This is a genomic window from Streptomyces sp. 3214.6 (genome assembly GCF_900129855.1).
GTDB classification, from domain to species: Bacteria; Actinomycetota; Actinomycetes; order Streptomycetales; family Streptomycetaceae; genus Streptomyces; species Streptomyces soliscabiei.
Genome location: NZ_LT670819.1, coordinates 5,454,920 through 5,480,892, shown reverse-complemented (window position 1 = coordinate 5,480,892; position 25,973 = coordinate 5,454,920). Strand labels below are relative to the sequence as shown.

Annotated in this window: 23 protein-coding genes and 1 pseudogene; 13 read left to right on the top strand and 11 right to left on the bottom strand. The window is 73.3% G+C overall.

What is annotated here, in order from left to right; translation table 11 throughout:
* Window positions 1-161: 161 nt before the first annotated feature.
* From B5557_RS24815 to B5557_RS24805, 3 genes are all read right to left on the bottom strand, one after another.
* Entirely contained in the window at window positions 162-1,088 is a 927-nt protein-coding gene (locus tag B5557_RS24815; RefSeq protein ID WP_079661521.1) for a hypothetical protein, read from the bottom strand.
* A 189-nt stretch (window positions 1,089-1,277) separates the two neighbouring features.
* Complete coding sequence (locus B5557_RS24810) at window positions 1,278-4,451, bottom strand: sacsin N-terminal ATP-binding-like domain-containing protein (protein WP_079664981.1); 3,174 nt, start codon at window positions 4,449-4,451, stop codon at window positions 1,278-1,280.
* Window positions 4,452-4,647: 196 nt separating this feature from the next.
* A complete protein-coding gene (locus B5557_RS24805) occupies window positions 4,648-5,574 on the bottom strand; it encodes a DUF3027 domain-containing protein (RefSeq protein ID WP_079661520.1) in 927 nt (308 codons plus the stop codon).
* A 322-nt stretch (window positions 5,575-5,896) separates the two neighbouring features.
* Between B5557_RS24805 and B5557_RS24800 the strand changes: the two genes are divergently transcribed.
* From B5557_RS24800 to B5557_RS24785, 4 genes are all read left to right on the top strand, one after another.
* A complete protein-coding gene (locus B5557_RS24800) occupies window positions 5,897-7,330 on the top strand; it encodes an MFS transporter (protein ID WP_173877732.1) in 1,434 nt (477 codons plus the stop codon).
* A 61-nt stretch (window positions 7,331-7,391) separates the two neighbouring features.
* The gene (locus B5557_RS24795; RefSeq protein WP_173877731.1) at window positions 7,392-7,904 is read left to right on the top strand and encodes a DUF2771 domain-containing protein; all 513 of its coding nucleotides are present in this window, start codon (window positions 7,392-7,394) and stop codon (window positions 7,902-7,904) included.
* Window positions 7,874-8,653 (top strand): futalosine hydrolase, encoded by a 780-nt coding sequence (locus tag B5557_RS24790; protein ID WP_079661518.1) that lies wholly within the window; start codon window positions 7,874-7,876, stop codon window positions 8,651-8,653. The genes B5557_RS24795 and B5557_RS24790 overlap by 31 nt, the downstream gene beginning before the upstream one ends.
* The gene (locus B5557_RS24785) at window positions 8,643-9,500 is read left to right on the top strand and encodes a 1,4-dihydroxy-6-naphthoate synthase (RefSeq protein WP_079661517.1); all 858 of its coding nucleotides are present in this window, start codon (window positions 8,643-8,645) and stop codon (window positions 9,498-9,500) included. The genes B5557_RS24790 and B5557_RS24785 overlap by 11 nt, the downstream gene beginning before the upstream one ends.
* Before the next feature lie 184 nt (window positions 9,501-9,684).
* Here the strand turns inward: B5557_RS24785 and B5557_RS45760 are convergent, their stop codons facing one another.
* Window positions 9,685-10,068, bottom strand: a complete 384-nt coding sequence (locus tag B5557_RS45760) for a cold-shock protein (protein ID WP_079661516.1) — start codon at window positions 10,066-10,068, stop codon at window positions 9,685-9,687.
* 186 nt (window positions 10,069-10,254) lie between these two features.
* Here B5557_RS45760 and B5557_RS24775 point away from each other — a divergent pair, with 186 nt between their 5' ends.
* Window positions 10,255-10,506 (top strand): hypothetical protein, encoded by a 252-nt coding sequence (locus B5557_RS24775; RefSeq protein WP_079661515.1) that lies wholly within the window; start codon window positions 10,255-10,257, stop codon window positions 10,504-10,506.
* Here the strand turns inward: B5557_RS24775 and B5557_RS24770 are convergent.
* Window positions 10,503-11,120, bottom strand: coding sequence for an HAD family hydrolase (locus tag B5557_RS24770; protein ID WP_079661514.1), 618 nt, complete (start codon window positions 11,118-11,120; stop codon window positions 10,503-10,505). The two genes, B5557_RS24775 and B5557_RS24770, sit on opposite strands and share 4 nt — an antisense overlap.
* A gap of 63 nt (window positions 11,121-11,183) precedes the next feature.
* Window positions 11,184-12,197 carry a hypothetical protein gene (locus tag B5557_RS24765; protein ID WP_079661513.1) on the bottom strand — a complete coding sequence of 338 codons (1,014 nt, stop codon included), beginning with the start codon at window positions 12,195-12,197 and terminating at the stop codon, window positions 11,184-11,186.
* A gap of 95 nt (window positions 12,198-12,292) precedes the next feature.
* Between B5557_RS24765 and B5557_RS24760 the strand changes: the two genes are divergently transcribed.
* Window positions 12,293-14,959 carry a helicase C-terminal domain-containing protein gene (locus B5557_RS24760; RefSeq protein WP_079664979.1) on the top strand — a complete coding sequence of 889 codons (2,667 nt, stop codon included), beginning with the start codon at window positions 12,293-12,295 and terminating at the stop codon, window positions 14,957-14,959.
* Window positions 14,960-14,987: 28 nt separating this feature from the next.
* Here B5557_RS24760 and B5557_RS24755 read toward each other — a convergent pair whose 3' ends face one another.
* Window positions 14,988-15,542, bottom strand: a complete 555-nt coding sequence (locus B5557_RS24755; protein ID WP_173877729.1) for a hypothetical protein — start codon at window positions 15,540-15,542, stop codon at window positions 14,988-14,990.
* 197 nt (window positions 15,543-15,739) lie between these two features.
* On the opposite strand from B5557_RS24755, the gene B5557_RS24750 reads away from it, so the two are divergent.
* Window positions 15,740-17,383, top strand: coding sequence for a DNA repair helicase XPB (locus B5557_RS24750; RefSeq protein ID WP_079664977.1), 1,644 nt, complete (start codon window positions 15,740-15,742; stop codon window positions 17,381-17,383).
* 24 nt (window positions 17,384-17,407) lie between these two features.
* On the opposite strand, the gene B5557_RS24745 is transcribed toward B5557_RS24750, so the two are convergent.
* Window positions 17,408-17,593, bottom strand: a complete 186-nt coding sequence (locus B5557_RS24745; protein WP_173877728.1) for a hypothetical protein — start codon at window positions 17,591-17,593, stop codon at window positions 17,408-17,410.
* 321 nt (window positions 17,594-17,914) lie between these two features.
* On the opposite strand from B5557_RS24745, the gene B5557_RS24740 reads away from it, so the two are divergent.
* The gene (locus tag B5557_RS24740) at window positions 17,915-19,987 is read left to right on the top strand and encodes a HelD family protein (RefSeq protein WP_079661511.1); all 2,073 of its coding nucleotides are present in this window, start codon (window positions 17,915-17,917) and stop codon (window positions 19,985-19,987) included.
* A 64-nt stretch (window positions 19,988-20,051) separates the two neighbouring features.
* On the opposite strand, the gene B5557_RS24735 is transcribed toward B5557_RS24740, so the two are convergent.
* Entirely contained in the window at window positions 20,052-20,753 is a 702-nt protein-coding gene (locus B5557_RS24735; RefSeq protein WP_079661510.1) for a copper homeostasis protein CutC, read from the bottom strand.
* Between the two features lie 196 nt (window positions 20,754-20,949).
* Between B5557_RS24735 and B5557_RS24730 the strand changes: the two genes are divergently transcribed.
* Window positions 20,950-21,600 carry an HD domain-containing protein gene (locus tag B5557_RS24730; protein ID WP_079661509.1) on the top strand — a complete coding sequence of 217 codons (651 nt, stop codon included), beginning with the start codon at window positions 20,950-20,952 and terminating at the stop codon, window positions 21,598-21,600.
* 20 nt (window positions 21,601-21,620) lie between these two features.
* Window positions 21,621-22,136 (top strand): annotated as a pseudogene (locus B5557_RS24725) (GNAT family N-acetyltransferase); the annotation flags it as partial.
* On the opposite strand, the gene B5557_RS24720 reads toward B5557_RS24725, so the two are convergent.
* Window positions 22,126-22,404, bottom strand: coding sequence for a DUF4031 domain-containing protein (locus tag B5557_RS24720; protein WP_079661507.1), 279 nt, complete (start codon window positions 22,402-22,404; stop codon window positions 22,126-22,128). The pseudogene B5557_RS24725 and the gene B5557_RS24720 sit on opposite strands and share 11 nt — an antisense overlap.
* A 7-nt stretch (window positions 22,405-22,411) precedes the next feature.
* The gene (locus B5557_RS24715; protein ID WP_079661506.1) at window positions 22,412-22,807 is read right to left on the bottom strand and encodes a hypothetical protein; all 396 of its coding nucleotides are present in this window, start codon (window positions 22,805-22,807) and stop codon (window positions 22,412-22,414) included.
* A 100-nt stretch (window positions 22,808-22,907) separates the two neighbouring features.
* Between B5557_RS24715 and murQ the strand changes: the two genes are divergently transcribed.
* From murQ to B5557_RS24700, 3 genes are all read left to right on the top strand, one after another.
* Window positions 22,908-23,831, top strand: coding sequence for an N-acetylmuramic acid 6-phosphate etherase (murQ, locus tag B5557_RS24710; protein ID WP_079661505.1), 924 nt, complete (start codon window positions 22,908-22,910; stop codon window positions 23,829-23,831).
* Window positions 23,832-23,847: 16 nt separating this feature from the next.
* Entirely contained in the window at window positions 23,848-25,311 is a 1,464-nt protein-coding gene (locus tag B5557_RS24705) for a PTS transporter subunit EIIC (RefSeq protein WP_079661504.1), read from the top strand.
* Window positions 25,312-25,400: 89 nt separating this feature from the next.
* Entirely contained in the window at window positions 25,401-25,973 is a 573-nt protein-coding gene (locus B5557_RS24700; protein WP_079661503.1) for a hypothetical protein, read from the top strand.

Sequence of the window (25,973 nt, the reverse complement as noted above, 5' to 3'; positions counted from 1 at the left end):
AGGAGTGATCTCTGAGTCTGTTGACTCATGAGGTGAGATCCGTGACGGGCAGGGCCAGTTGTACAAGGTGAGGTAAGAAGTGGGGAAAGAGCAGCGAACGGCCGGCCCCGGAATCCCGGGCCCGGCCGCTCTTGTTCCGCTGCCGCGCTGGTTCGCCCGTCCTACTTCACGTCGACGAAGTCACCCGCGGCGACGGCCGCCGGGGAGGTCGTGGTGCCGACGAAGAAGTAGCGGTAGTAGCCGTCCACGCCCGCCTTGACGGTGGTGGCCAGACCGCCGGTGGAGGTGGCCTTGACGGACTTCACCGTGCTGTAGGTGGTGGCGCCCTTCTTGCGGAACTGCAGCTGGGCGTAGACGCCGGCGTAACCGGTGTACGTGCCGGTGTCCCAGTTGGCGCGGGTCAGGCGGCCCGTGACGGTGATGGTCCGGCCCTTCTTCACCGGCTCCGGCGCGGCGTTGACCGTCAGCTTGGACAGGCGCTGCAGCTTGGTGGCGGCCAGGGAGTCGGCCTCGACGTAGCCGACCTTGCTGAAGTCGATGTTGTCGGCGTTCGGGTCGACGTCGTTCCAGTCGACGATGTAGCCGGTCGCCTTCCACGTGGTGGCGTCGGCGTTCTCCAGCTCCTCACCCGGGAGGATGTCGATGGTGCTCTTGCAGGTGGCGACCGTGGCCGAGGTGTTGGTGCAGGACGGCCAGTCGTCACCGATGAGGAAGTTGTCCGGCTCGTCGGACTTGCCGCGGTAGATGAGCAGGTCCAGCTCGGTGTCGTCCGCGGTGACGTCGACGCCCGCGCCGTGCGTCACCGTGAAGGTGACCGGGGCGGTGACCTTGCCGCCGGTGCTCGCGACGATCGGCTTGCCGTTGTTGATGCGGACGTTGCCGAACTTGGCGTCCAGCGCGTACGGCTTGCCGGTGTCGGCGGCGGTCGAACCGGTGAAGGCGCTCTTGCCGGAGGCGGCCGCGTGGAGGGCCTTCAGAGTGTCGACGGGGTTGTGCGAGCCGCTGCCGGTGGCCTGCGCGGCGGGCACGGCGAGGGCGGACAGGGCCACGGCGCCGGTGACGGCGACCACGGTGGCGCGAATGCGCATGTGCGTTCCCCCTGAGGAGAGGGGCCCCGGACGGTGGCCGCTCACACGGCTCGTCGTCACATCCGGGGCCCAAAGTGATGGTGGAGTCTGTTGACTCACCTCATCAGATCGCCGACGGGGACGGATGGTTGTACGTCCCGTGAGGAATTCGTGGGGAAATTCTTCACCCGAGCCCTCAGTCGAACACCCTCAGTCGAACCAGCGGTCGCGGGCCAGTTCCGCCGTCCGTGACGGGTCCTCGAGGAGGGCCGCGACCTCGAAGCGGCGCGGCCACTGGCGGGCCGCCCAGGCGAGCCCCGCGGCGACGCCCTCCAGGGTGGCGGCGTGCAGGACGCCGTCGTCCGTCAGCCGCCAGTCGATCTCCACGCCGTCGACGACGAGTTCCTCGTGCTCGACGTAGGTGGCGGGGGTGAGCGGCCCGAGCAGCACCCGCACCGACTCCGGTACGTCGTGCTCGGCGCCCTCGGAGTCGACGGCCCCCGTGACGGACTCGCTCAGTCGCCGCACCTGGAACAGCTCGGCGAGTTCGGCCGCCCGGGACGGGCGTACGGGGAGCAGCGGGACGCCCTCCGTGAAGGGGAGCAGGTCGGGCGAGTCGACGACGACGGCGTCGGCTGCGTCCACGACCTCGACCCGTCCGTCGACGACGGCCCGCAGCTCGTCCGGCAGGGTCACCTGCTCGGGGTCCAGTTCGGCCAACGCGCCGTAGAGCCCGTGCAGTTGGGCGGAGGTGACGGGGCGTTCGGGGTCGGCGAGCCGGTCGAGGAGTTCGGCGGCGCCGCCGGGCTCGTCGAGGAGGGCCGCCACGGACGTCCGTACGCCCAGCGCCCGCAGGACCTGCTCGTCGTCGAACCCGGTGGCGTCGGCCTCGTCGTACAGGCCGTGCAGGAGCGGGTCGCCGCCGGCGGCCAGCAGGCCGGCCGGGCGGCGGCCGTCGAGCACCGGGTTTCCGCGCAGCCACCATGCGGTGTAGGGCCGTACGACCTCGTGGGTGCCGTCCGGGAGGAGGATGCGGACGGGCTGGGTGAGGGCGTCGCGCAGCGGCGGCCGGGCGAGCAGCGCGAGGGCCTGCGGCCAGCGGTCCTCGTCGACGAGGTCGAGGTCGCGGACGGCGACGAGTTCGGTGGCGACGGGCGGTACGGGCGAGTCGGGGAAGCGGTCGAGGATGTCCTCGCACCACACGTCGACGGCGTCCAGCAGCCCGGGGTCGTCGGGTTCGGCGAAGTCGCCGTCGCGGGGCTCCAGTTCGTCCGGGTCGAGGACGACGTCCGCGGCGCGGACAAGTGCGAAGTCGGCGAGGACGCCACAGGCCGCGAGCGGCTGTTCACCCCATTTGTCCGCCAACTCGGTGTCGACGGCGGCGAGTTCGTCCTCCCGGATGACGGAGGCGAAGGGGCTGCCGGGGAGGACGAGTTCACCGGCGGGGACGAGTTCGCCGTCCTCGTCGGGCAGGGCGAGGGCGCCCAGCCAGGGCTCGTCGCCGGGCTCCAGGCCGGCGTCCCGGACGAGGGCGAGGACCAGGTCGGCGAGTTCTTCGGCGTCCGGGGTGTCCTGGTCGTCCCAGGCGCCGCCGTCGTCGTCCAGGGAGGCGGCGACGGCGGCCCGCACCTGCGGGGTGGTCAGGACGGCTCGGGGCGTGGCGGGCAGGGCGCCGAGCTTCTCCAGGAGGGGGTGCGCGGCGTCCCGGTGGGCGACCTTGAGGCCGAGCCGGGCGAGGGAGGCGGAGGTGGCGGCCCAGGTGTCGTCGGGGGTGGGCCCGTCGGGGAGGGGCAGCAGCACCTGGCGCGGGCCGATGGTGGTCCGCCGGTCGGCGAGCGGCACGGGCAGCCCCGAGAGCCGGTCGGGATCGACCCCGGCGAGGCTGTCGTAGAGCCGGTACCACCACTGCGGGTCCTTCTCCAGACCGGCCAGCCGGTCGATCGCGTCGGCGAGCGGGATCCGGGCCACGCCCAGCGTGCGCAGCTCCGCCCGCCGCTCCAGCCCGGCGGGAAGCAGGGTCGGCAGCACCTCGGCCAGGACCCGCACGGTCTCGGCGCCCGCGCCCTCGACGACCTCGGCGTCCCGGGGCCGGAGAGCTTCGGGAAGCTCGACGTCGTGCTCGGCGTCCTCGTCGTCCCGGTTCTTGGGGGGCTCGACGGCGGGCGGCAGGAAGGCGGTCCGCGGCAGCCGTTCGAGGACGGCCTGACGAAGGGCCCCGTCCAGCTCGCCCTTGCCCAGCGGGCCGGGCACCAGGTCGATGATCCCGGCGCCCACCGGCCGCCAGCCCGCGAGGAGTTCCGCGTACACGTCCGCCGCCCGCTGCACGAGGTGGTCGGTGAGCGGGCCCGGGGCGGCGTGCCGGCGGGTGGTGTCGAGCGGGAAGGAGGCGATGAGCAGGGCGGGCACGCCGAGGGACTCGTCGCTGGGGGTCGGCGCGTGGACGACGGGGGTGGTGCGCGGCCGCACGGGCGCCCCGTCCTCGTCGACGGGCACGGCCCAGGTGACCGACCAGTGGGGCCGCAGCCGCTCCTCCACCGGCCGGTCGGCCAGCAGCTCGGGGCCGAGGGACCCGTGCGCGGCGGCCACCCGCCACCGGGTGCTCCCGTCCCGGGTGTCCTCGACGACGGTGACGGCGCCGTCGACAAAACGGCTCAGGGTGCGCGGAGCCTGGTCGTCGATCTCGATCACGACCTCCTCAAGCCCCGGGAGGGCGAGGAGCAGGGCGTCGTCGACGGCGGTGAGGAGCCGTTCGGCGAGATCGGCGGCGGCCGGGTCGCGCAGGGGCAGAATGACGGCCGTGTCGTACGGGTCGGGCGCGGTGCCCTGGGCCGCGAAGGGCAGCCGGAGCAGCGGCACATGCCCGTCGCGCCGCCGGATCTCGTCGCCGAGCCCGGGGCTGTGCCGGGCGGTGTCCCGGGCCAGCTCGCGCGCCTCGGCGAGGGACCAGCGGACACCGCCGTGCCGGCCCACCACGGCGGGCTCGTCGGTGACGGCGATGACGGCGGCGAAGCCGACGCCGAACCGTCCGACGGCCACGGCCGACTGCTGGGCCTCCCGCTTGGCGGAGGCACGGAGGGTGGCGAGGGACTCGACGCCGGCGGCGTCCAGGGGCGCGCCCGTGTTGGCGGCGACGAGGACGCCGTCCCGGAGGGTGAGCCGCAGCCGCCCCGGCACGCCGGCCCTGGCCGCGGCGTCGGCGGCGTTCTGCGCGAGCTCGACGACGAGCCTGTCGCGGTACCCGCCGAGGACGAGGTCCTCCTCGGCGTTGGCGTCCTCCCGGAAACGGGCGGGGCTCGTGGCCCAGGCGTCCAGCACTCCGCGACGCAGGCGGGCCGTGCCGAAGGGGTCCGCGCCCTCGGGTGCCGGCCGCACGAACTTGCTCACGTTCACTCTCCTCATCGGCGTGAGGACGAAGGTACCGCTCAAGGAGAGTGGCCGTGCCGCCTGGACTCCCGGGCCCTGATGCCGTACTCCGGCGGAGTCGGCATACGGCCGCGCACGTCACGAAGCCCGCCCGAAGGCCCACAGCGAGTGAGATCTTCGTCACACCAGGCCGTTGACGCGCACCGCGGAGCCCGGGCTACGAGTGCCCCAGCTCCGCCGCGTCCTCGTCCGTCACCGCCGGCACCGAGCCCGAGTCCGGGGCCGGGCGCAGCGGGAAGGGGTCCACCCGGGTCTCGTCGATCACCGGCGCGGGGGGCCGCGGCGGCGCGGGCATGACGGCCGCCTCCGAGTGACCACCGCAGCCGTACGCCAAGGAGACGACCCGGCCGTCCGCCGGGGAGAACTCATTGGCGCAGACACCGAAAGCCTGCCCGAGGGAGCCACCGATGGGAGTGAGGAAACCGCAGCTCACACACGTCGCAGGAGCCGCCTGGGCCATGGGCGTCTGGGGCCCGAAGCCCTCCTCCCAGCGGTCCGCGGCGACATGCAGGCCGTACCGGGACAGCACCCGCGCCCGGCGCATCCCCAGCTCCTCGGCCACCGCCGCGATCGTCCCCCGCACCGGCGCCGCGGGCAGCTGCGCCGGCGCCGCCGCGGTCACCTCGGCGTCCTCCGCCTCCACCAGCTCGGCCATCTCCTCGGAGACCGGCGAGTTCGGCAGCGGCTCGTCCACGCCCGTGAAGCCCGGCTCCAGCCGGAGGTCCTCCGCGTCCGTGGGCAGAAGGTCGCCCGGACCCATGTCGCCGGGGCGCAGCCGCTCGCTCCACGGAACCCACTCGGGGGCCAGCACCGCGTCGGGACCGGGAAGCAGAACCACCTCGTCCAGGGTGACGATCTTCGCGCGGGACGCCCGCGCCACCGTCGCCGCCCAGCGCCAGCCCCGGTACCCGAGCTCCTTGCACTCGAAGAAGTGGGTGACCACACGGTCGCCCTCGGAGAGCATCCCTACGTGCTCGCCGACCACGCCGGGGGCGGCTGCCTCCTCGGCTGCGGCACGGGCGAGATCGACCGCCTCGGCGCACAGGCGGTCGGGGGTGCGGCTTCGCGTGGTCGCTGCGCTCACAGGTATCGCTTCTCTCCTACGCCGTCTCTCGGTGCGCCTGCCTGAAGGCGGCGGGTGCGGACGGAGCGGACCAAAGGGCCGCGTCGACGTCCGCGCCCGATCGCGCTCGGGCGCACCTGCTGTCATCCATTCTGCGGGATGGCCGGGAGGCGCGCGGCCGAGAACGATCGCCACGGCGCGCTACGCACGCTACCTGCTCCCGGACGCTCGGCCTACACCGACGGGACGTTTCCCCCCACCGAACGCTCCCAGAATGCCCGATCACACGGCCATACGCGCGGTAACCCCACTACATACCGCGTTCTCGGGGCACTATGACGGGGTGGCAGCCGCGCAGACACCCCAGGGCGCCACCGGGATCGGTGCGACGAAGGGGAACAAGGGGAGGAGCCGGGTGAGCGGTTCGGGCCGGATGAGCGGGTCCGTCCGCGCGGTGGGCCGTGCCCTGCACTTCCCGTTCACCGGCACCGCCCGCGGCATCAGGAAGGCCACCCACGCGCACGGCGCCGGCGAGTCCGGCCTCGGCAAACTGATCGAACTGCACGCCGTGAACGGCGCCGGCGACGTCATGATCACCGTCGCGCTCGCCTCCACCGTCTTCTTCTCCGTGCCGACCGACGAGGCCCGAGGGCGCGTCGCCCTCTACCTCGCCATCACCATGGCCCCCTTCACCGTCCTCGCCCCCGTGATCGGCCCGCTCCTCGACCGGCTCCCGCACGGCCGGCGCGCCGCCATGGCCGGGTCCATGGTCGCCCGGGCGATCCTCGCGCTCGTCCTGTCCGGCGCGGTCGCCACCGGCAGCATCGAGCTGTACCCGGCCGCGCTCGGCGTCCTCGTCTCCTCCAAGGCGTACGGGGTGGTCAGAAGCGCCGTCGTGCCCCGTCTGCTGCCGCCCCGCTTCTCCCTCGTCAAGGCGAACTCACGCGTCACCCTCGGCGGCCTCCTGGCCACCGGCATCGCCGCGCCCATCGGCGCAGGACTGCAGGCCCTCGGGCCGCGCTACCCCCTCTACGGCGCCTTCGTGATCTTCGTGGCCGGCACGATCCTGTCGTTCTCGCTGCCCCCCAAGGTGGACTCCGCCAAGGGCGAGGACGTCGCGCTGCTCGCCGCCGACGAGCAGCACCTGCACGGCCCGCACCTCAAGCCGGTGAAGCGGCCGGGCCTCAGGACGGTCGGCATCGCCGTCACCCACGCCCTGGGCGCCAACGCGGCCCTGCGCTGGCTGTCCGGGTTCCTCACCTTCTTCCTGGCGTTCCTGCTGCGCGAGCACCCGCTGACCGGACAGAGCGCGGCGGTGTCGCTGGGCATGGTGGCCGTGTCGGCGGGCGTGGGCAACGCGCTCGGCACGGCGGTCGGGGCGTGGCTGCGCTCCAAGGCCCCGGAGCTGATCATCGTGACGGTCGTCGCCGTCGTCCTGGGCGCGGTGCTCGTCGCCGCCGTCTTCTTCGGGGCGTTCCTGGTGGCCTGTCTCGCGGCGGTCGCCGGGTTCTCGCAGGCCCTCGCCAAGCTGTCCCTGGACGCCCTCATCCAGCGCGACGTGCCGGAGCTGGTGCGCACCTCGGCGTTCGCCCGCTCCGAGACCATCCTCCAGGTGTGCTGGGTGTTCGGCGGCGCGGTCGGCATCGTGATGCCGCTGAACGGCACGCTGGGCCTGTCGGTGGCCGCCGCGGTCGTCGCCGTGGGCTGGCTGGCGACGGTCCGCGGCCTGCTGTCCTCGGTGCGGCACGGGGCCGGCGCGAAGCCCCGCGTGGCGTAACACACAGCCACGCCGCACCCCGCGTAGGGAGGCGGCTGGACGTGCCCGATAGCCTTCCGCCATGACCATCCTGCCCCGCGGCGGAGCCGCTGATGTATTCGGCGCCGTGCGACGCCGACGCGCCGTCGCCGCCGTCGGCGCCGTTTCCGCCGGACTGCTCGTCCTGTCGGCCTGCGACAAGCCGACCCCCCTGTCCACGATCACCGTCGGCCGCGACTCGGTCAGCTCCGAGGCCACCTGCGGCGGCGAGGGCGACACCCTTCAGGCCGCCGAGCTGACCAAGTGCCTCGCCGACAAGGACATCAAGTCCATCAGCGTCGACCCGGACGAGACCGTCCGCTTCGGCGTCGACCCCGACGTCGCCGACAAGCGCTGGACGATCCTCATGAACGGCCAGCCGCTCACCGAGGACAGCGACAAAACGTACCGGACGATCCCGGGCAGCGTCTTCTTCAACGCCCAGTACGGCGCCCAGGGCGACTCCACGCTCGTCACCATCAAGGCGGGCGACGGCAAGAAGGCCAGCCAGGCGGCGACCGGCCTGTGGTCCTTCAAGCTCAAGAAGGACGACTGACCACGCCCCGCGCACGCATCCTCGTGGCCACCGCGGTCCCCGCCGAACGGGACGCGGTGGCACGGGCGTTCACCGACCCCACCCGGGAGGTGCGCCTGCCCGGCGTGACGCTCCACCGTCCCGGCGCGGACCGTCCCGACGCGGACCGTCCCGACGCGGCCTTCGATCTGCTCGCCGCGGGAGTCGGCCCGGCCCTGGCCGCCGCCTCCGTCTCCGCCGCCCTCACCGCGGCCTCCCTGCACGGCAGCCCCTACACCGTCGTCGTCTCGACGGGCATCGCCGGCGGCTTCGCACCCGCCGCGCCCGTCGGCTCCCTGGTCCTCGCCGACGAGATCACCGCCGCCGACCTGGGCGCCGAGACCGCCGACGGCTTCCTGCCGGTCACCGAGCTGGGCTTCGGCGCCGTCACCCACCGTCCGCCCGCGTCCCTCGTACGGGAGTCCGCGGCCGCCACCGGCGCCCTCACCGGCGAAGTCCTGACCGTGTCCACGGTCACCGGCACCGCCGTCCGGGCCGCCGCCCTGCGCGAACGCCATCCGAGGGCCCTGGCGGAGGCGATGGAAGGGTTCGGGGTCGCCGAGGCGGCCGCCGCGCACGGTGTGCCCGTGCTGGAGCTCCGCGCGGTCTCCAACCCCGTCGGGCCGCGCGACCGCGCCGCCTGGCGCATCGCCGAGGCGCTGGCGGCCCTCACCGAGGGCTTCGGGAAGCTCGCACCCGTACTGGAGAGTTGGAACAGGCATGACCAGTGAGCAGCCGCAGCCGCTGCAGATCGCGTACTCGCCCTGCCCGAACGACACCTTCGTCTTCGATGCCCTCGCCCACGGCCGCGTGCCGGGCGCGCCCGCGCTCGACGTGACCTTCGCGGACATCGACATCACCAACGGCATGGCCGAACGCGGTGAGTCCGACGCGCTGAAGGTGTCGTACGCCGTGCTGCCCTACGTTCTCGACGAGTACGCGCTGCTGCCCTGCGGGGGCGCGCTGGGGCGGGGCTGTGGGCCGCTGGTGCTGACGCGGGAGGCGGGCGTCGACCTGACGGGCCGGACCGTCGCCGTGCCGAGCGAGAAGTCGACGGCGTATCTGCTGTTCCGGCTGTGGGCGGCGGAGACGGTCCCGGGGGGCGTCGGCGACATCGTCGTCATGCCGTTCCACGAGATCATGCCCGCCGTGCGGGACGGGAAGATCGACGCGGGCCTGGTCATCCACGAGGCCCGCTTCACCTACCAGAACTACGGTCTGCACAAGCTCGCGGACATGGGCGAGCACTGGGAGGACACCACCGGCCTGCCGATCCCGCTGGGCGCGATCATCGCCAAGAGGTCGCTGGGGGCGAAGACCCTGACCGGGCTGGCCGATTCCATCCGCGCCTCCGTGCGCGCCGCCTGGGACGACCCCGAGGCCTCCCGCCCGTACGTCATGGCACACGCCCAGGAGATGGACCCGACCGTCGCCGACCAGCACATCGGCCTGTACGTCAACGAGTTCACCGCGGACCTGGGGGAGGACGGCTATGCGGCGATCCGGGGGCTGTTGACACGGGCGGCGGCGGAGGGCTTGGTCCCGGCCCTGGCCCCGCAGGCACTGGCCTTCCCCTGAGGTTTCCGGTTTCCCTGGGGTTGCCGGTTTCCCTGGGGTTGCCGGTCGTCGCCCTCGGCCAGCGACCGCGAGCACCGCCGACAGCCATACGTCGGGGGTGCCGAGGGCGAGCGACACGTCGAACCACGCGTCGCAGACCAACAGCGCCGCCGTCGCGGCGGCGGCCAGGGCGACGGCCCGAGGGTTACACGTCCAACTGGTCGGCGACCGCGCGCAGTAGACCGGCGATCTTCTTGCCGGAGGCCTTCTCCGGGTAGCGGCCCTTCTCCAGCATCGGGGTGATGTTCTCCAGGACGGTGGTCAGATCCTGGACGATGGAGGCCAGTTCGTCGGGCTTCTTGCGCTGCGCCGCGGCGACCGACGGGGTCGGGTCGAGAATGACGACGGAGAGTGCCTGGTCGCCGCGCTGTCCGGCGACGACGCCGAACTCCACTCGCTGACCCGGCTTCAGCGCCTCGACTCCGGCAGGCAGGACGGAGGAATGGACGAAGACGTCACCGCCGTCGTCACGGGAGAGAAAGCCGAAGCCCTTCTCACTGTTGAACCACTTGACCTTGCCGGTAGGCACGTCTGTCCTCGTCCTCGTACTCGTCGGAAAACTGCTTCGGAAACAACTCTGGAACCGTTACGGAACGGCTCTGGATAGCACTTGGGCGGGTCGACCATGACCCGCCGGTACCAAGGCTAATGCTCTTCGGGCGGGTGACAAGACGTCCCCCGGTTGTTCCTCAGGGCTGGGAACTACCCTGGTCCGGTGCGTGACAAAACCCAAACGAATTCCGCCGCCCCCGGTGACCGACTGATCCGTGCCGGTGCCATCGTGTTCTTCGTCGGCGCCGTGGCCACACTCGTCACGGTCGCCCCGCTGTTCCTCGGCACGACGCCTTTTCCGACGTACATGTTCGGATTGAGCATGCTCATGGGCGTCGGCTTCCTGATCGCCGGCGCGGGAGTCCTGCAGTCGGTCGCGGCCGGCCGCCGTCAGGCGCGGGGCGCGGAACGTTAGTCGCCCAGGTGGGCGGAGAGCCAGGCGGGGAATTCGGTCAGGTCGGTGAGTACGACATCCGCACCGGCCGTCCGTAGTTCCTCCGCGCCGATCGGCCCGGTCGGCACGGCCACCGAGAGCGCCCCGGCGGCGTGCGCGCCGCGGACGTCGCCCACGTGGTCGCCGACGTAGACGCTCGCGCCGTGCTCGCGCAGCGCCTCCGCCTTCCGCTCGGCCCACAGGTCGCCGATCACCGCGTCGGGGCCCAGACGCAGATACTCCACCTGCAGCTTCGCGTTGGGCTGGTGCTTGGCGGTGACGACGATCGCCCGCCCGCCGGCCGCCTGCACGGCCGCGATCGCCTCCCGGGCGCCGGGCAGCGCGCTCGCTCCGGTGACCCCGTGCTCGGGGTACAGCGAGCGGTAGACGTCGGCGACGGCCGCCACCTGCTCCGCCGGGTACCAGTGGGCCAGCTCCGTCTCCGGCGGCGGACCGAGGCGGGTGACCACGAGGTCGGCGTCTATGTACGTCCCCGTCCGCTCGGCGAGCGCCAGGTAGGTGGCGCGGATGCCGGGCCGGGAGTCGATCAGGGTCATGTCGAGGTCGAAGCCGACGGTGAGCACGGGTGACGTCATGCGGCCATTCTGCCCGGCGGCCTCAACTTCCTTGTTTCGGCCGTTCGCCCACAGCTTCTGCGGCTACTTCTGTTTCTGCGATCTCCAGACCAGGAACAGTGCCGACGCCACGGCCGCGCCCCGGATCACCCAGGGCCAGGTCTGGGCGACGGCGTCGTTCATCTGTCCCTCGGCGATGGGCTCGCCCCAGCGTCCGTCGGACCGCCCCCACAGCCAGACCACACCGGCGGTGACCGAGAGCCCCGGCAGCCACATGACCGCCAGTTTCGTCTCCCGCTCGGTCAGTCGCCGCGAGGCGTAGGCGATGGCCCAGCCCAGGATCAGCGCGAACCAGTTGCCGAGCACCGCGCCGGCGACGAGGGACGCGGCGGCGAGGAGGAGCAGCGGGTTGCTCCAGCGACGTCCCTGCGCATCGGAGGAGGAGGCCCGGCGCAGCCGGATCCGACGGCGTCGGCGGAGGCCGGTGCCGTCGTCCTCCGCCGCCTCCGCTTCCTCGCCTCCGACGAGGTTCTCGTCGTCGGCATCGTCCTCGTACTCGTACTCGTCCTCGTCGGCCTTGGCTCTCGGCGGCTTGAGCAGGTCGGGGATCTCCACGCCGCCGACGAAGCCCGGCACCTCGTCGCTGAGGCCGAGCGGGGTGGGCTCGTCCAGCCACCAGTCGGGCGTCTCCCGGCTGTCCTTCCGTGGCGGGGACGGGACGTCGGCGGGTGCGGCGGGGGGCGGTGAGCCGGGCCGGGGGCGTGGCACGACGCGCCGGATCCCCTTCGACCGCCCGGGCCGCTCGGGCCGCTCCTCGCGGTCCCGTTGGACGGGCACGGAGGGCGTCGGGGTCTGCGGAGCGCCGGCGCCGCCGTCGGCCGCGGCGGCGACGATGTCGTCGGGGCTGCCGAGGCGGTCGATGATGCGGCGGACGGCGGCGGGCGAGTCGACGGTGGCCTTCGCCCGGCGCCGGTCGATCTCGTTGCGCAGCTCGGAGACGAGCCGCATCCGGGTGGCCGACGACAACTGCTGCTGCTGTGCGACGTCCCCGACCCGGCTCAGATACTCGTAGACGACTTGGTCGCTCTCGATCCCCACGGGAAGAAGCTACCGCTTCTCTTCGCCGGCGCCGGGCCGGAGCGGGGGTCCGCGGGCGCAGCCCCCGGGGGACGGCAACCGCTACCGTGGGCAAGATGAGCACCGAGGACCAGCCGGCCCCCCGCTCCCTGGCGGCAGCGCTCCGCGCCCGGGACGACGCTTCCCTGGCCGCGCTCCTGCGCGCCCGACCCGACCTCATCACCCCGGTCCCCACCGACCTCACCCAGCTCGCCACCCGGGCCGGCACCCGGGCCTCGGTCGTGCGCGCGCTGGAGCGGCTCGACCGGTTCGCTCTGCAGAGCGCGGAGGCGCTGGCCGTGGCCGACGATCCGGCGACGTACGAGGAGCTGCTCGGGTTGATGGCGGGGGACGCCCGCGACCCGGTCGTCGCCGACGCGCTTCCCGGCGCCCTGGCGGCGCTGCGCGAGCAGGCCCTGGTGTGGGGGGCCGACGATCGCCTCCACCTCGTGCGCACCGCCCGCGAGCTTCTCGCGCCGTCCCCGCAGCACCCGTCGCCGACGGGGCTCGGGCCGAATGTGCGGGAGGCCACGGCGGGCATGTCGCCGGGCCGGATCCAGGAGATCGTGGCGGCGGCCGGGCTGCCGTCCACGCATGACTCGGTGTCCGCGGTCGCCGCGCTCACCACCCTCTTCGGGCATCGCAAGAAGATGGCGGCGCTGCTCGCCGAGGCGCCCGCCGGCTCCCTCGAGGTGCTGGAGCGGTTGGTGTGGGGGCCGCCGTACGGGCAGGTCACGCATGATCCGGCGGTACGGCTGCGCTGGCTGCTGGACCGGGGGCTGCTGCTGCCGACGGCGCCCGGCACGGTCGTCCTGCCTCGTGAGGTCGCCCTGCATCTGCGCGGCGGGCGGGCTCATCGCGTGCCGGAACCGGTGCCGCCGGTCGTGGAGGCGGGTGCGGTGCATCCTCCACAGGTTGTGGACGCGACGGCGGCCGGGCAGGCGTACACGGCGCTCGCGACGGTCGAGGAGTTGTTGAAGGACTGGGACGAGGGCGGTCCCGCGGTGCTGCGGGCCGGCGGGCTGAGCGTGCGCGACCTCAAGCGGACGGCGGTCGCGCTGGACGTTTCCGAGCCGGTGGCCGCGTTCTGGGTGGAGCTGGCGTATGCGGCCGGGCTGCTCGCCTCCGACGGCGAGGCGGACGAGCGGTATGCGGCGACGCCGGAGTACGACGAGTGGCTGGAGCGGCCGCCCGCCGAGCGGTGGGCGCAGCTGGCGCAGGCATGGCTGGTGGCGACCCGGACCTCCGGGGTGGTCGGCGGCCGGGATCTCAAGGAGCGGGCGCTGTCGGCGCTGGGGCCGGGTCTGGACCGGTCGGCCGCGCCCGAGGTGCGTCACCGGGTGCTGGCGCTGCTGGCGGCACTGCCCGAGGGCGCCGCACCCGACACGGGGGCGCTGCTGGCCCGCCTGCGCTGGGAACGCCCTCTGCGCGGCCCGCAGGGTCAACAGGGTTCTCAGGGCCCGCAGGGTTCTCGGGCCGGTGACGAGGACCTGCGCTCCCGGCTCGCCCGCTGGACCCTGACGGAGGCCGAGATGCTGGGCGTGACCGGGCGGGGCGCGCTGTCGGCGCACGGTCGGGCCCTGCTGGGCGCACCGGCCGCGACGAAGCCGTCCGCCACCGCTCATGGCCCGTCTCGTGGCCCGTCTCATGGCCCCTCGCACGACCACGCCCATGACCACCCTCATGACGGTACGCACGAGGCTGCGGCCGCCGGTCCCGGGGACAAGCTGCCCGCCCACCATCGCCACCCGGCCGCCCACGCCCAGGCCCCCCTCTCGCCGCCCGAGCAGGCCGTCGCGACCGCGTCCGCCGCCCGGCTGCTGGCCCCGCTGCTCCCCGAGCCCCTGGATCACGTCCTGCTCCAGGCGGATCTGACCGCGGTCGCGCCCGGCCCGCTGCGGCGGCCGCTCGCGGCCGTGCTGAACGTGCTCGCGGATGTCGAGTCCAAGGGCGGCGCGACCGTCTACCGCTTCACGCCCGGCTCCGTGCGCCGCGCCCTGGACGCCGGCCGCAGCGCCTCCGACCTGCATGCTTTCCTCGCCGAGCATGCGCGCACGCCGGTGCCGCAGCCGTTGGCGTACCTGATCGACGATGTGGCGCGCCGGCACGGCCATCTGCGGGTGGGCGCGGCTTCGGCGTATGTGCGCTGCGACGACGACGCCATGCTGAACGAGATCCTCGCCGACAAACGTGCCGCCGCCCTGCGGCTGCGCCGGCTGGCTCCCACGGTGCTGGCGGCGCAGGCCGACCCGGCGACCCTCCTCGACGGGCTGCGCGCGATGGGTTTCGCGCCGGCCGCGGAGTCCGCCGAGGGCGACGTCCTGATCACCCGCGCGCATGCGCATCGCACTCCGCCCCGCACGGCTCCCGAGCCGGTGCCGGACGGGCCGCCGGTTCCCGACGCCACGCTGCTCACGGCGGCGATCCGCGCGATCCGGGCCGGCGACCTGGCGGCCACGGCTCCGCGCAAGCCGACGGAGACGCAGGACGCCGTCCCGCTCGCCCCCGGCGAACTCCCCCGCACCGGTTCCGCCGAAACCCTCGCCACCATGCAGGCCGCCGTCCTGACCGGCGAGGCCCTGTGGATCGGCTACGTCAACGCCGAGGGCACCGCCAGCCAGCGCGTCATCGCGCCGGTCCGGGTGGAGGGCGGCTTCGTGACGGCGTACGACCACACGGCGGACGAGGTCCGCACCTATCCGCTGCACCGGATCACGGGCGTGGCGGAGCTGGCGGACGACTGAGGGCGCACGGGAAGGCAGAGGCCCTGCGTCAGCACTGCCCTACGGAGGCGTCCGCGGGCAGGCCGAAGTGGGCGCGGGCCTCGGTCTCCAGGGCGGCGGAGGACATCGGTTCCCGGAGCGAGGGCCTGACGTAGACGCCGAAGTGGGAGTGCGTCCACCGCCCGTACCCCGCGCCGTCGGGCGGCTCCTCCCGGGAGACGACCCGGTAGCCGCCGTCGGCCGAGCCGTCCCGCCGGAGCCGCACCACCTGCGGGTGCTGTCCGGCGCCGCACTCCACGAGGCTGCCGTCCTGGACGCCGTACTCGATGCACAGGGTGTTGACGCCCGCGCGGACGTCGCCCGCGTGCTGCTCCAGTTCGAGCGGCTCGGCCCGGCAGAACCAGCGGGCGTCGAGCGCGGGCACCGTCGCGCCGAAGCCGCTGCGCCCTGACTCCGCCGCGATCCGGGCCTCGATCACCGGCCGCACCTCGGCCCACAGCCCCTCGTCGACGTCCGCCGGCCACAGCACCCAGCTGCCCGTGGCGGCCAGTACCGCCGCGGCGCCCGCGCCGACCGCCCCCCTGCGGAACGACAGGACCGACATCCCGTGAACTCCTCACCGCGTCGCGCCCACCGCGCTGCTCCCCTGGTCAGACACCCGACCGGGGTGCAGGGTTGCGCGGGGTCCGCGTGGGGTCCGCGCGGGTTTCGTCGGGAAGCCCGCAGGGCAGCGGCCGACCGTTCGGGCGCGCCGTGCGGCACACTGGACGTTTGGTCCGTGCGGAAGGGATGTGCGCGTACGTGAACGGTCCTCTCATCGTCCAATCCGACAAAACCCTGCTCCTGGAGGTCGACCACGAGCAGGCCGACGACTGCCGTCGGGCCATCGCGCCGTTCGCGGAGCTGGAGCGGGCGCCGGAGCACATCCACACCTACCGGGTGACCCCGCTGGGCCTGTGGAACGCGCGGGCGGCCGGGCATGACGCCGAGCAGGTCGTGGACGCGCTCGTGCAGTACAGCCGCTATCCGGTGCCGCACGCGCTGCTGGTGGACATCGCCGAGACGATGGACCGTTACGGCCGGCTGACGCTGAGCAAGCACCCGGCGCACGGTCTGGTGCTGACGACCACCGACCGGCCGGTGCTGGAGGAGATCCTGCGTTCCAAGCGGGTCACCCCGCTGATCGGCGCCCGGATCGACCCGGACACCGTGGTCGTGCACCCCTCCGAGCGCGGGCAGATCAAGCAGACGCTGCTGCGGCTGGGCTGGCCGGCCGAGGACCTCGCCGGGTACGTCGACGGCGAGGCGCACGCGATCGAGCTGGACGAGGACGGCTGGGCGCTGCGGCCCTACCAGAAGCAGGCGGTGGAGAACTTCTGGCACGGCGGGAGCGGCGTCGTCGTCCTGCCGTGCGGCGCGGGCAAGACCCTCGTCGGCGCGGGGGCGATGGCCCAGGCGAAGTCCACCACTCTCATCCTCGTCACGAACACGGTGTCGGCGCGGCAGTGGAAGCACGAGCTGGTGAAGCGGACGTCGCTGACGGAGGACGAGATCGGCGAGTACAGCGGGACGCGGAAGGAGATCCGGCCCGTCACCATCGCCACCTACCAAGTGCTGACGACCCGGCGGAAGGGCGTCTACCCGCATCTGGAGCTGTTCGACTCCCGGGACTGGGGGCTGATCCTCTACGACGAGGTGCATCTGCTGCCGGCGCCCGTCTTCAAGTTCACCGCGGACCTCCAGGCCCGCCGCCGTCTCGGTCTGACCGCGACGCTGGTCCGCGAGGACGGCCGCGAGTCGGACGTGTTCTCGCTGATCGGGCCGAAGCGGTTCGACGCGCCGTGGAAGGAGATCGAGGCGCAGGGCTACATCGCGCCCGCGGACTGTGTGGAGGTCCGGGTCAACCTGACCGACTCCGAGCGGCTGGCGTATGCGACGGCCGAGGCGGAGGAGAAGTACCGCTTCTGCGCGACGACCGCGACGAAGCGGAAGGTCACGGAGGCGATCGTGCGCCGGTTCGCCGGGCAGCAGATCCTGGTCATCGGCCAGTACATCGACCAGCTGGACGAGCTGGGCGAGCACCTGAACGCCCCTGTGATCAAGGGCGAGACCTCCAACGCCCAGCGCGAGAAGCTCTTCGACGCGTTCCGCGAGGGTGAGATCAGCGTGCTGGTCGTCTCGAAGGTCGCGAACTTCTCGATCGACCTGCCGGAGGCGACGGTGGCGATCCAGGTGTCGGGCACCTTCGGCTCCCGCCAGGAGGAGGCCCAGCGTCTGGGCCGCGTCCTGCGCCCGAAGGCGGACGGCCACCAGGCCCACTTCTACTCCGTCGTCGCCCGGGACACCATCGACCAGGACTTCGCGGCCCACCGCCAGCGATTCCTGGCGGAACAGGGCTACGCCTACCGGATCATGGACGCGGACGAGCTGCTGGCGGAGAGCTGACGGCAGATCACCTGAAAGCGGGCGTCACTTACGGCGGACGCCCGCTTCCGCTCCGTACTCGCCGAGGATGATCACGTCGAAGGCGGCGCGGGCAAAGACCTTCATGGCGCGCAGGGCGTCGCCGAGACGGTGACGGTGTACGTCGACGTCGGACAGGGGGGTCGCGCCGGACGGGCGACCGGGGGCTGGGTTGAGGGTCGCTGCACTCATGTCTCCATGATGCGATCCGAGGCATAAAGGGGGCATCGGTCCCAGGTCCCCAGTTCTCGTACTACCTGAGTACAGCTGTGGAGGTGGAGCGTCCCCTGACGGGTGGAGGGCCGTCCCGTAGGGGTCGCGCCGGGACGCTCGCGGGCGGCCGGGAAATCGGTTGGCACGCGCCTCCTCCGTTCACCTAGAATCTCCGCTCTTGCCCGCCTCCCTCAACCGGAGCGCCGCCATCCGGACGGAAACCGGACGGCATCCCGCAGCCCGCAGGCTTGCAGGCCCGCAGCCCGCAACCTCACCCCCAGCCGGCCCGGAGGCACCCCCTTGTCCACGCCGTCCACGTCCGCCCACGACGACGACCCCCTGGCCCGCGAGCGCGGCCACCTCGCCTCCTCCCGTGCCGCCCTGCGCGCCATGCGCGAGGACGTCGAGTCCCTCGACATCAGCGACGTCACCGCGAACTGGGTCAACGCCCAGATCCTGGAGCGGCAGATCGAAGAGCGCATCAAGGCGCTCGCCGACCTCAGCGACACCCCGCTGTTCTTCGGACGCCTCGACTACCTGCACGCTCCGGGCGCGGAGCAGGCGGAGGGCGCGGAGGGGGAACGGTTCTACATCGGGCGACGGCACGTGCACGACCACGACGGCGACCCGATGGTCATCGACTGGCGTGCGCCGGTCTCGCAGCCGTTCTACCGGGCCTCGAAGAAGGATCCGATGGACGTCGGGCTGCGCCGCCGCTTCGGTTACACCCGCGGGGACATCACGGCGTACGAGGACGAGCATCTCTCCGACCCGTCCGAGGCGGCGGCCACCAGCAAGCTGCTCCAGCAGGAGATCGAGCGGCCGCGCGTCGGCCCGATGCGGGACATCGTCGCCACCATCCAGCCCGAGCAGGACGAGATCGTCCGCAGCGGGCTGGGCGGCACGGTCTGTGTGCAGGGAGGCCCCGGCACCGGGAAGACGGCCGTCGGCCTGCACCGGGTCGCCTACCTCCTGTACGCCCACCGTGAGCGGCTCGCCCGCACGGGCACGCTGGTCATCGGGCCGAACCGGTCCTTCCTGCACTACATCGAGCAGGTGCTGCCCGCCCTGGGCGAGTTGACGGTCCGCCAGGGCACGGTCGACGACCTGGTGGCCCATGTGGAGGTACGGGGCGCGGACGACGCGGCGGCCGCGGTCGTCAAGGGCGACGCGAGGATGGCGCAGGTGCTGCGCCGGGCGGTCTACTCGCACGTCGACATGCCGGCCGAGCCGGTCGTCGTGGTGCGCGGCTCGCGGCGCTGGCGGGTTCCGGCGTACGAACTCCAGGAGATGGTCCGGGAGTTGCTCGACCGGGACATCCGCTACGGCGCGGCCCGCGAGGCCCTGCCGCAGCGCATCGCGCATGCGGTGCTGGTACAGATGGAGCGTTCGGGCGAGGCCCCGGACGACCGGGTGCAGGACGCCGTGGCCCGCAACAGCGCGGTGAAGGCGGCCGTGAAGGCGGTCTGGCCGGCCGTCGACCCGGCGAAGCTCGTTCTGCGGCTGCTGTCCGACGCGGAGTTCCTCGCTGCGCACGCCGAGGGTGTGCTCAGCGAGGACGAGCAGAAGACGATCCTGTGGGCGAAGCCGGCGAGGTCGGTGAAGTCGGCTCAGTGGTCGGCGGCGGACGCGGTGCTGATCGACGAGACGACGGACCTCGTCGAACGCACGCACTCCCTCGGCCATGTCGTCCTGGACGAGGCGCAGGACCTGTCCCCCATGCAGTACCGGGCGGTCGGCCGCCGCTGCACGACGGGCTCGGCGACCGTGCTGGGCGACCTCGCGCAGGGCACCACCGCCTGGGCGACCCGCAGTTGGGAGGAGGCCCTCGGCCATCTCGGGAAGTCGGACGCGGTGATCGAGGAACTGACGGCCGGTTTCCGCGTCCCGACGGACGTCATCACCTACGCCTCCCGCCTCCTGCCGCACATCGCGCCAGGCCTCACCCCGGTCGCGTCGGTCCGCGAGAACCCCGGCTTCTTCGACCTGCGCCCGGTCTCGGACATCGCCGAAGTCGTCGCGGCCTGCGAGGAGTTGCTGCGCAACGAGGGCTCTACGGGCCTGATCGCGGCCGACGCCCGCATCCCGGCCCTCACCGAGGCCCTCACGGCGGCCGGCCTCGCCCATCTCTCCCCCGGCGAGGAGACGACGGCGCAAACCCGCCTCACCCTGGTCCCGGCCTCCCTGGCCAAGGGCCTGGAGTACGACTACGTCGTCCTGGACGAACCCCAGGCGGTGGTCGACGGCGAGCCGGACGAACGCACCGGCCTGCGACGCCTGTACGTGGCCCTGACCCGAGCGGTCTCGGGCCTGACCGTCACCCACACGGCACCGCTGCCGCCCCAGCTCTCCCAGGACCCGGGCTGCCCGTGACCGGGGTCGTCGACTACGTCAACGCCGTCGTGCTCTTCCGCGAACCCGGTGGGGCCGGACCCGGTCAGGCCCCGTCCACCGCGCCTCGCCACGCCCGCACGGAGTCCGCCGACACCGGGCCCGACCAGCCCCTCGGGCGGGCCGCGCCGCCGATGTGGAAGGCGTTGACGCCGGCCGAGCGGAGGGTGGGGACGTGGTCGAGGCGGAGGCCTCCGCCGACGAGGAGGTGCTGCTCGTACCCGGGTTCACCGGAGCGCGCCGCCTCGGCGAGCAGTGTCGGGAGCCCGTCGTCCACTCCCGCCGCCGAGCCCGCGGTGAGGTAGGTGTCCAGGCCGGGCAGACCGTCCAGCTGTTTGCGCAGGGCGTCGCGGTCGGCGGTGTGATCGAGGGCGCGGTGGAAGGTCCAGCGGCAGCCGTCCAACTCGGCGACGACCCGTTCCACCACCGGCAGGTCCACCCCGCCCTGCGCGTCCAGGAACCCGAGGACGAACTCGTCCGCGCCCGCCGCGCGCAGCTCGCGGGCGACCCGGACGAGGCGGTCGACGTCCCCGGCGGCACCCGCCGCGAAGCCCGCGGACAGGCGCAGCATCACGCGCAGGGAGAGGTCGACGGCCGCCCGGATCCCGGCGAAGGCCGCGACCGGCGGGGTGAGGCCGTCGGCGGCCATGTCGGTGACCAGCTCGAGGCGGTCCGCGCCTCCTTCCTGGGCGGCGAGCGCGTCCTCGACGTCGAGGGCGATCACCTCCAGAACTGCACGCTTGCTCATGGGACCCCTATTCGTCGGCGTTCGTCGAGCGCCATCGGGCAGGACGGCTACAGGTCTAGTCCAATTGAGGATACGCCGTCGCGGCCCCGGCCCACCCGGACCGGCCCACCCCGAACCTGACCGGCCCACCCCGAACCTGACCGCCCCACCCCGAACCGGCCCACCCGGCACCGGCCTGCCGCGCGACAATGAGGCCATGGCCGATCTCGATCTCGACGTCCTGCGCAGCCGCTTCAGTCACGCCCTGGAGAGAGCCAGGTCCCCCGTCGGCGGTCCCGACCCCGTGCTCTACGCCGACGATCTCCTCGCCCGCTGGCAGGAGCCGCAGCGCCGCTATCACACGCTCAGGCACCTCACGGCCGTCCTCGACCGCGTCGACGAGCTCCAGGCGCACGCCGACGACCCCGACGTCGTCCGGCTGGCCGCCTGGTTCCACGACGCCGTCTACCTGCCCGACCGCTCCGAGAACGAGGAGCGCTCCGCCCGGCTCGCCGAGCGCGCACTGCCCGAGGCCGGGGTGTCGCGGGAGCGGACCGCCGAGGTCGCGCGGCTCGTCCGGCTCACCGTCACCCACGACCCGGCCGACGACGACCGCGACGGTCAGGTCCTGTGCGACGCCGACCTCGCGATCCTCGCCGCGCCGCCGTCCGTGTACGCCGCCTACACCGCCGCCGTCCGCGAGGAGTACCACTTCGTCCCCAGTGACGCCTTCCGCGCCGGGCGGGCGGCGATCCTGCGCCAACTCCTCGACCTGCCCCGGCTGTTCAGGACGCCGTACGGGAGCGAGCGGTGGGAGGAGACGGCCCGCTACAACCTGCGGGGCGAGCTGGAGCTGCTCGCCTCATGACCGCCCCCGCGCCGCCGCGCATCCCCGCCGCACGGCTCACCCTCGAAGGCGTCACCCCGTCCGCCGCCGCCGGACTGCGGGCGGGCGGCGGCGGGGGTTTCGTCTGGCTCGGCGGCGGGCCGTTCGAGGGCACCCGGGACGCCGCCGGAATGCTGGTGAAGGCGTATGTGAACCGCGTGCACCGGCCCGAGTTCGGCCTCTACGTCCTCGTCCGGCGCGAGGACGGCCGGGCCGTCGGCAGCATGGGCTTCCACGCGGCCCCCGACGAGGACGGCCGCACCGAGATCGGCTACGACCTGGTCGAGGCCGCCCGAGGCCACGGCTACGCGACGGAGGCGCTGCGCGCGCTGGCCGCCTGGGCGCTGGCGCGGGACGACGTGCGACGCCTGTTCGCAGTCGTCGAGCACGCCAACAGCGCCTCCCGGGCCGTGCTCGAACGGGCGGGCTTCGCCCGGGTCGGCGGCGACGACGGCGACGGTGTGGGCGAGGAGGGCGAGGGCCAGTACGCGTACGAGCTGACGCGACTCAGGGCGTGACGGCGGGGCCGCCGCCCTTGCGTCTGCGCAGACCGGACGTCGTCAGCAGCCGGATCACCTCACGGCTGCTCACCTCCACCGCACCGGCCGCCACCACCTCGGCGTAACGATGGGACGGGATGTCGTAGTGGTCGCGTTCGAAGGCGCGCCGGGGAACGCCCAGCCCGTCGGCGAACGCCTGCAGTTCGGCGTACGAGACGTCGCTGACGAGGTGGGACCACATGCGGCCGTGGCCCGGCCAGTTCGGCGGGTCGATGTAGACGGTCACGAGAGCCTCACGAGGACGACATGCCTCCCATGGCCGACCCCAGCGAACCCACCGACGCGACCTTCACACCCGCCTTGTGGCACACCCAGTGCGGGTCCGGGCCGAGTTCCGGCTCGACGTCGAGGGCGTGCGGGTCGCCGGAGCCGCAGACCGGGCACAGCGGCCAGCGGCCGTGGCGTTCGAGCAGCGCGTCCTGCACGTCCTGCGCGACCAGCCCGGCCACGTACCGCGCGCCCTCCGGCCACTGCTCGACCCACCACCGCCGCTGCACGACGGACTCCTCGACCATCGACACGACGTCCGCCGCGGCGACCTCGCCCGCGGCGAGATCGGCGAGCACGAGGGCACGTGCGGCGTGCAACGTCTGTTCCAGGGGGCTGACGGGGTGGTCGATGGGATCCATGCCCCTATTGTGCGCACTCTTGACCACACACCCCAAGGTCGTCCCCAAGCTGTCGTCCCCAAGATGCTGTCGTCCCCAAGCTTCGGAAAGAGCCAGCCCGATGAACTCACGTGATCTGCGCGCCGAACTCGACGTACTGACCACCGAAGGCTTCCGTCCCGAGTTCGCCGAGATCGATCTGCTGCCCACGCTCGATCTCGCCCAGCTCATGAACGAGGAGGACGCCGGCGTGCCCGGGGCCGTGGCCGCGCAGCTTCCGCGGATCGCCGCCGTCGTCGACGCCGTCGCCGAGCGGATGGGGCGTGGGGGGCGGCTGGTGTACGCCGGGGCGGGTACCGCCGGGCGGCTCGGGGTGCTGGACGCGTCGGAGTGTCCGCCGACGTTCAGCACCGGGTCCGGGCAGGTCGTAGGGCTGATCGCGGGCGGGCCTGCGGCGATGGTGACGTCCGTCGAGGGGGCCGAGGACTCCCGGGAGCTCGCCGAGGCGGATCTGGCCGCGCTCTCCCTCACCCCGGACGACACCGTGGTCGGCGTCTCCGCCTCCGGCCGCACCCCGTACGCCGTCGGCGCGCTCGCGTACGCCCGGGCCCGGGGTGCGCTGACCGTCGCCCTGGCCTGCAACGCGGGCAGTGCGCTGGCGGCCGCCGCCGAGCACCGGATCGAGGTGGTCGTGGGGCCCGAGCTGCTCACCGGCTCCACCCGGCTGAAGGCGGGCACGGCGCAGAAACTGGTCCTCAACATGATCTCGACGATCACGATGATCCGGCTGGGCAAGACGTACGGGAACCTGATGGTCGACGTCCGTGCCTCGAACGAGAAGCTGCGCGCCCGTTCGCTGCGGATCGTGGCGCTGGCGACCGGCGCGGACGAAAGGGACGTCGAGGCGGCCCTCGCGGCCGGCGACGGGCAGGTGAAGAACGCGATCCTGGTGCTGCTGGCCGGGGTGGACGGGCCGACGGCCGCCCGCCTTCTGGAGGAGTCCGGGGGACATCTGCGCGCGGCGCTCACCGCCGCGAACGGCTGAGCCGCACGCTCGGACAGTGCGCACCGACTCCTCCTCCCCAGCCGCCTCCACAGCCGCCGCGATCCTGCCGCTGGTCGGCGGCCCCGCGAACGTCGTCTCCGTCGCCCACTGCATGACCCGGCTGCGGCTGGGCCTCGCCGATCCGTCGCGGGCCGACGAGGAGGCGCTGCGGGCGGTGCCCGGGGTGCTGGGGGTCGTCGTGGACGACGCCTCGTACCAGGTGGTCCTCGGACCGGGCGCGGTGACGACGGTGACGGCCGCGTTCGAGAAACTGCTCGGCCCCCGCCCGGCCGCCCCCTCGACCGCCCCCTCGACCGCCCCCTCGACCGCCGATGAACTGATCGCGCGGGGAGAGGAGTTGAGGGCGGCCCAGCGGCGGCGCAACGCGACCCCGCTGAAGACCGCCCTGCGCCGACTGGCCGCCGTCTTCGTGCCGCTCGTCCCCGCCCTCATCGGCTGCGGGATCCTCGCCGGCGTCAACGGGCTCCTCCTCAACGCCGGCTGGCTGCCGGGCCTCACGCCCGCGCTGACCGCGATCGCCTCCGGCTTCATGGCGCTGATCGCCGTCTTCGTCGGCCACCACACGGCGAAGGAGTTCGGCGGCACACCGATCCTGGGCGGCGCGGTCGCCGCGATCGTCGTCCACCCGGGGGTCGCGAAAGTGACGGCGTTCGGGGTGACGCTCGCCCCCGGCCAGGGCGGGGTCCTCGGCGCGCTGGCCGCCGCGCTGCTGGCGACACGCGTGGAGAAGTGGTGCCGCGGCCGCGTCCCGCAGACCCTCGACGTACTCCTCACCCCCACCGCGACCGTCCTCGTCGCCGGCCTCGGCACGCTGTACGGCCTGATGTACGCGGCCGGCGCGGTCTCCTCGGCCATGGGCACGGCCGCGAACTGGCTGCTGGCGACGACGGGCCCCTTCGCCGGCCTCGTCCTCGGCGGCCTCTTCCTGCCGCTGGTGATGCTCGGCCTCCATCAGGCCCTCATCCCCCTCCACACCACCCTCATCGCCCAGCAGGGCTACACCGTCCTGCTGCCCGTCCTGGCGATGGCGGGCGCGGGCCAGGTCGGCGCGGCGATGGCGGTGTACGTCCGGCTGCGCCACGACACCTCCATCCGGACGACGATCAGATCGGCGCTCCCGGCCGGACTGCTGGGCATCGGCGAACCCCTCGTCTACGGCGTCTCCCTCCCCCTCGGCCGCCCCTTCCTCACCGCCTGCGCGGGCGGCGCGGCCGGCGGAGCGTTCGTCGGCTTCTTCGCACTGCTCGGCGACAAGGTCGGCGCGACAGCGATCGGCCCGTCCGGCTGGGCCCTGTTCCCACTCCTCGCGGGCAACCGAGGGCTGGGCATGACAGCGGCGATCTACGCGGGCGGCCTGCTGACGAGCTACGCGGCCGGCTTCGCAGCGACCTACCTCTTCGGCATCCCCGACCGCGCGCCCGCGCCCGCCGCCGCTCCTTCTCCCGCTGGCGGTGGGTAGCGGGTCCGGCTCGGTCCCCGGGAAGCGCCCGCCCCTCCCGGAACCGCTCGCCCCTCGGGGAACCGTGGCCGCCCCCTACTCTTGGTGGAATGAACCACGCCCAGCTCACCGCTCTCGGTCGCGCGCTCCGGCTGCTCGGGGAGCATGGCGAAGCCCTCAGTGCCGACACGCCCGACGCCCGGCTGCACGAGGTCAAGGCCGATCTGCGGCGCGCACTGGAGCTGCTGGACGAGAGTGTCGTCGGCGCCACGCCCACCACCCGCTGCGCCGAGCATCCGAACGGTCCGGTCGACGAGGCCGCCCCCGACCTGTGTCTGCTGTGCGAGACCCGCCGCCGGGCGGCCCGGCGCGCCGAGTACAACGGCCCCGCCCCGCAGGCCCCGTACACCCCGACCCCCTCGACCTCCCGTTACGGCACCCGCGCCGACCGCCCGCAGCCCCAGCAGCGCTGGCTGCCGGAGCTGTGGAACGGCCAGGAGTGGCACCTGTGCGGGACGCCGAGGCGGGACCGTCGCGAGGCCGAGCTGTACATCGCCGCCCTGCGTCGCGGCTCCCGGCCCGCGATGGCCTACCGCCTCGTGCACGAGTTCACCGACTACGAGGTCCTGCGCATCTGGGGCACCCCGGTGAAGGTCGACATCGAGCCCCTGGGCAACCTCTGA